Source organism: uncultured Chitinophaga sp. (assembly GCF_937874145.1).
Taxonomy (GTDB): Bacteria; Bacteroidota; Bacteroidia; order Chitinophagales; family Chitinophagaceae; genus Chitinophaga.
Genome location: NZ_CALNBI010000357.1, coordinates 1 through 5,653, shown reverse-complemented (window position 1 = coordinate 5,653; position 5,653 = coordinate 1). Strand labels below are relative to the sequence as shown.

The following is a 5,653-nucleotide window of genomic DNA, read 5'->3' as shown; positions in this document are numbered from 1 at the left end:
AGGTTCTGCGTTTCCTCGAACCCGTTGGTGATCAGGTGAAGCGGGTATTGTTTGTCGCGGAGGTAATCGAGGACTTCGATGGTATCGGGGAAAAGGGCGGTTTTGGTGGGGAGGATTTCCAGGAACTTGTCGCTGAGGGTTTGGCAAAGGGCATCGTCGCACCGTTTGAATTCCAGGAAAGTTTGGGTGAAACGTTTGATGCGGAGCTCGTTGCGGTTGATGAAACCTTTGCGGAAGCGGTCCCACAATTTTTCGTTGATACCTGAATACACGGTGAAGAATTCGGTGTAGGAAGGGATGCCGATGCCGGCGAGGTCATGCGCTTCGTACAATTCCTGCAAAGTGGCGTTGGAGTTGGCTTCAAAGTCCCAGAGCGTATGGTCCAGGTCGAAAAAAATATGTTTATATCTCATGATGGGTCCGTTCGTTGGCTAACTGTAGTGAAGGGCAAAGGTACGACAAATCCATTTTTCCCTTATTTTGCCATATTAAAAGGGTATTAACACTACAACACACGGTATGTTTGCAATCATTACAGGCGCCAGCAAAGGCATCGGGAAGGCGGTAGCGGAGAAGCTGGCGGCGGAGGGATTTGACGTAGCGATCTGTGCACGGAATGTGCAGGCGCTGGAAGAAGCGGCTGCGGCCATCCGGCAGCAAAGCCCCCGGGCCAAAGTGCTCGCTTTGCCGGTAGATATGGGCGACAAACAAGCGGTGCTCGCCTTCGCCTCCGCCATCCGCGAGGCATTCGGCGAGGCGCCCGACATCCTGGTGAACAACGCGGGGATCTTCGTTCCCGGTGCGGTGCATGAAGAGGAAGACGGGCATCTCGAAAAGATGATGGCCGTGAACCTTTACAGCGCCTATCATCTGACCCGCGCTTTCATCCCCGCCATGAAAGCGGCGAAGAAAGGCCATGTATTCAACCTGTGCTCCACGGCCAGCCACAAGGCGTACCCGAACGGGGGATCGTACAGCATCACCAAATTCGCCCTGCTCGGGTTTTCGAAGAACCTGCGGGAAGAAATGAAACCCCACGGCGTGAAAGTCACCTCCATCAGCCCGGGCCCCGTGCTCACCGCCTCCTGGGAAGGGTTCGACGGACCGGCGGACCGCCTCATGGAACCTTCGGACGTAGCGTCCATGCTGTGGGCGGCCTATCACCTCAGTCCCCAGGCCGTGATCGAAGACATTGTGATGCGCCCCCAGCTCGGCGATCTCGGATAGCGGCCGGAGGTACCCCAAAGCCTTTGCTGTAGCCGTTTTCAACCTGTTATTTTAACTTACTTTTAACTTGCCCGCGGAATGCTCCGGCCAGGCATTGGTTAAATTTGTCATAGATGAAGTTTTATACCGCCAGATTGAGAAAACATCTCGTTTTGTTCATCGCCGCGTTGCTGACGGCAGCGGCGGCCTATGCCCAGGAGTTCCGTTTTACCACGCAGGTCAATACCAACGTGGTGGCGCAGGATGAGTATTTCCAGGTGCAGTTCACGCTCGTCAACCCCGCCAACCTCAGCGATTTCAGGGCGCCCGCGTTCAACGGGTTTTCCGTGATGCAGGGGCCCGCGGTGCAACAGGGCATGTCTAACGACAACGGCCGCGTGACCACTTATGTGGCGTATTCGTATACCCTGGCCCCTACCGCGCCGGGGAACTTCACCATACCGGGCGCCACGGCGCGCGTGGATGGGAAGACCGTTCGCAGCAACCCCGTCAACATCGAGGTGACCCGCGCCGGCGCTCCCGTGAAACCGCAGCCCCAGCAGGCGCAGCCGAATTACCCGCAGCGCCGCTACCCCGGCGAAGCGCAGCCGGGTGTGCTCCGCCCAGGCGATGATCCAAAAGAACAATTGAAAAAGAACGTGTTCGTGCGCGTGGATGTGGATAAGACAAACGTGTTTGAGGGCGAACAGATCACCGCGACGTATAAACTCTACACCCGCCTGCCCACGAACTCCAGCGTAACGAAAGTGCCCGCGTTCAAAGGGTTCTCCGCAAAGGACATGGATATTCCCAATCCGCCGCGGCCCACAGAAGAAGTGGTGAACGGCATTCCCTTCAACGTTTTCATCATCCGCAAAACCCTCCTCTTCCCGCTGCAGTCCGGCGAGCTGGAACTGGACCCCGCGGAAGTGGATAACCAGGTGCATTTCGTGAGAATCGGCGGACAGCGCAAGCGCCCCGCCACCAACGATCCCTTCGGCCGCGACGTATTCGATGATTTCTTCGCAGACGATCCCCTTTTCGGGCAAACCGATTACGAAGTAGTGCCTTACAAGATCCAGAGCCCCGTTGTGAAAGTGCAGGTGAAACCCCTGCCCGCCGAAGGCCGCCCCGCCAGCTTCAACGGCGCGGTAGGCCGCTTCACCATGAACGCCGTGCTGGATAAAAACCAGCTGAGCACCGACGATGCGCTGTCGCTGAAAGTAGCCATCAGCGGCCAGGGCAACGTGAACCTGCTGAACGCTCCGCCGCTGAATATCCCGCCGGGCTTCGAGAAATACGATCCTTCCGTTACCGACAATATCGAAAAGAACAGCAATCCCCTCAGCGGCAGCCGCACTTTCCAGTATGCGCTCATGCCGCAGGAGAAAGGCGATTACAAACTGCCGCCGGTTGAATTTTCCTATTTCGATCCTGCCGCGAAAGCTTATAAAACCCTCACTTCCGAACCTTTCGACGTGCACGTGGTACAGGGCAAGGAAGTGAAGCGCGAGAAAGCCGACTTCGGCAGCCAGACGGAACTGGCGGGCATCCGCACGGGAGCCGGCGACTGGAGCAAGCAACGCCCGTTCTTCTTCGGCAAGCCCCTGTTCTGGATCCTCTTCCTCCTGCCGGCGCTGGCCATCGCGGGTATCGCGTACTACCGCCGCCGCGAAAAATACATCAACACCAACGCCGCCCTGCTGCGCCACCGCCACGCGAACAAAGTAGCGCTGAAGCGCCTCGAGCTGGCGGCACGGTACCTGAAAGAAGGGAAAGGAAAAGCTTTCTACGAAGAAACTTCCCGCGCGTTGTGGGGGTATCTCAGCCATAAGCTCCGCATCCCCATGGCCGAAATGTCGAAACAACGCGTGGAGGAAAAACTGGCGAAGCTGCACCTCAGCGATCCCGCGAAAGAAAAACTCTTTGCGCTGGCCGACCGCTGCGAGCGTGCGCTCTATGCGCCAGGCGATTCCGTGGAACTGCGCCAGGGCGCTTACCAGGAAGCGGTGGAAGTCATCACCAACATCGAAAACGAAATCAAAGGACGGGCGTAAGCCGCCGGAAAAACAGCCATATGCAACCATTCACCTCTTACTGCGCCCGCCTCTTCGTGATATTACTCCTTGCCGGCACCGCCGCCAGCGCGCAGAGCCCCGCGCTCTTCGCCGAAGGCAACCGGCTCTATGAGCAGCAGCGCTTTACCGACGCCGCCGTAAAATACCAGCAGCTGATCGACTCGGGCTACCAGGTGGCGGATCTCTATTTCAACGCCGGCAACGCTTACTACAAATCAAACCAGACCGGCATGGCGGTGTACAGCTTCGAAAAAGCGCTCCGCTTGCAACCTGGCGACGAAACCATCGAGCGCAACCTCGCCATCGCCAACCAGAAAGTCGGCAGCAACGTGGAAACGCTTCCGTTGCTCTTCTTCGAACGCTGGTGGCTGCAATGGCAGCAGCTGCATACGCCCGCGGGCTGGGCAAACTGGAGCATCGCCTGGTGCTGGATCTTCTCCGCACTCATTATCGCTTTCTTCTTCTTCCCCGTACCGGGAAAAAAATATCTCCGCTGGGCGCTCGTGGCCGTGGGCGTCATCCTTCTCGGCTACTTCTCCATGGCCGCGTGGACGCATAACCAATCGTTCGACAGTACCGACGCCATCGTGATGCACGATGCCGTGAAAGCCAAAGCCGCGCCGGACGATGGCGCCAAAGATCTCTTTGAACTGAAGGAAGGCATGAAAGTGAAAGTGCTCGACGCTACGAGCCAGTTCGGCAAAGTGCAGCTGACCGACGGCAAAACCGGTTGGGTGCCGGTGAACGAGATCAAACGGTTATAACCGTTCTATTTTTTCCAGGAATTCCTGTTTGCGGTTGCGGGCCACGGGCACGCTCCGGCCGTCGGCCATGACGATGTCGCCGCCGTCGCCCTTGATGTATTTGGACATGTGGGCGAGGTTGACGATGAAGCTGTTATGCACACGGAAGAACCCTTTGTCGCGCAGCGTATCGTCCACATCCTTGAGCGCCATGCAGATCATGACCGGCCTGGGGGATGGATGGAGGAACACGCGGGTGTGGCTGCCTTCCGATTCGCAGTAGAGGATGTCTTTTACGGCGATCATGCGCAGGCCGTCGAACGTAGGCAGGGCGATGCGCCCGAACTGCGGAAGTTGTTCGCGGAGGAGGCGCAGGATGGTGTCTGCCTGCGAACTGGCCGCAGGGTGTTGCATCACGGCTTTGTTCACGGCCTGGATGAGGTCGTGCTTGTCGATCGGTTTGAGCAGGAAATCCAGCGCGCTGTGGCGGATGGCTTTGAGGGCGTAGCGGTCGTGAGCGGTGGTGAAGATGACGGAAAAGTGGCGCCATTCGCAATGTTCGAGGAGGGAGAAGCCGTCTTCCCCCGGCATTTCGACGTCGAGGAAAACGAGGTCGGGCTGGTGGTGCGCGATGGCTTCGCGCCCTTCGTCTGCCGAGCCGCAGCAGGCTACTATCCGGAGTTCCGGGCAGTAGTGGTTGAGTTGCATGCGCAACACTTCGCGGCAGTGCTCTTCGTCATCGATTATGATCGTTTTCATCAGGGTATAGATATGGTGGTTGATATGGTTTGAAAGCAGCAGGGTATATCCAAATTTACTTAAAAATCCGTGTTTCGGGCGCTACCTCGTCGTACCTGACGTCGGGCAGGCGGAAAAGTGTATATGTGCCGGTGCGCTGGTGATGTTCGTCGTATTTGTGCCCGGAGGTGATATTGGCGTGGGTGTGGTAGCGGTGGTTGATCCAGTGGAGGCGTTCTCCCGCCACGGCGATGGCCGGCGTTTTCTGCTGGTGCTGGTGGAAGGCGTTGTGCCGGGCGATGCCATTGTCTTCCAGCCTTACGAACATCCCTTCTTCGTTTCTCCCTACTTCGATTTTGATGCACCCTTTGCCGCCTTCGCGCTGCAGCAGGCGGTTCCAGATGGCGTTTTGCACATAGGGCTGGATGAGGAAGGGCGGGATGAGGACGTTGAGGGGCGGGTGGCCGGGGAGCAGCCGGATGTCGTAATCGAATTGCCCTTCGAAGCGGAGGGATTCGAGCTGGAGGTAGAGGTCGAGGGTTTCGAGGTCTTCTTCCAGGGTGATCCATTCGCGGCTGCTGTGCTCGAGCGTCATGCGCATGAGGCGGCTGAAGCGGGTGAGGTAGGACGAAGCCAGGTCGGTGCTGGAGGAAAGGATAAAACTATGGATGGCGTTGAGGCTGTTGTAGATGAAATGCGGGTTCATCTGCGTCTGGATGGTGTGCAGTTCCAGCGAGGCTTTGCCGCCCTGGAGGAGGAATTGATCCTGCATGCGGTGGCGCATCCGTCGTTCCCGCCACCAGAAAGCGCCTGCTACGAGGGCTCCTGTGAGGAAGAAAAGGATGGTCAGCGTAACAGCGGTACCCGGGAAAAACGATGGCGCGGGCG

At 57.9% G+C, this 5,653-nt stretch carries 6 protein-coding genes; 3 read left to right on the top strand and 3 right to left on the bottom strand.

Annotated features, from left to right (window positions below):
* On the bottom strand, positions 1-413 hold a 413-nt coding region (locus Q0510_RS17465; RefSeq protein WP_298714774.1), incomplete at its 3' end, for an HAD family hydrolase.
* A gap of 106 nt (positions 414-519) precedes the next feature.
* On the opposite strand from Q0510_RS17465, the gene Q0510_RS17460 reads away from it, so the two are divergent.
* The 3 genes from Q0510_RS17460 to Q0510_RS17450 all read left to right on the top strand — a co-directional run bounded on the left by Q0510_RS17460 (position 520) and on the right by Q0510_RS17450 (position 4,048).
* The gene (locus tag Q0510_RS17460; protein ID WP_298714771.1) at positions 520-1,227 is read left to right on the top strand and encodes an SDR family oxidoreductase; all 708 of its coding nucleotides are present in this window, start codon (positions 520-522) and stop codon (positions 1,225-1,227) included.
* Positions 1,228-1,340: 113 nt separating this feature from the next.
* Entirely contained in the window at positions 1,341-3,263 is a 1,923-nt protein-coding gene (locus Q0510_RS17455) for a BatD family protein (RefSeq protein ID WP_298714768.1), read from the top strand.
* Positions 3,264-3,283: 20 nt separating this feature from the next.
* A complete protein-coding gene (locus tag Q0510_RS17450; protein ID WP_298714765.1) occupies positions 3,284-4,048 on the top strand; it encodes a tetratricopeptide repeat protein in 765 nt (254 codons plus the stop codon).
* On the opposite strand, the gene Q0510_RS17445 is transcribed toward Q0510_RS17450, so the two are convergent.
* Together Q0510_RS17445 and Q0510_RS17440 are read right to left on the bottom strand one after the other, a co-directional pair.
* Positions 4,043-4,786 carry a LytTR family DNA-binding domain-containing protein gene (locus tag Q0510_RS17445; RefSeq protein ID WP_298714762.1) on the bottom strand — a complete coding sequence of 248 codons (744 nt, stop codon included), beginning with the start codon at positions 4,784-4,786 and terminating at the stop codon, positions 4,043-4,045. The genes Q0510_RS17450 and Q0510_RS17445 overlap by 6 nt on opposite strands.
* Positions 4,787-4,841: 55 nt before the next feature.
* The coding region (locus tag Q0510_RS17440) for a histidine kinase (protein WP_298714759.1) at positions 4,842-5,653 on the bottom strand (812 nt) is incomplete at its 5' end.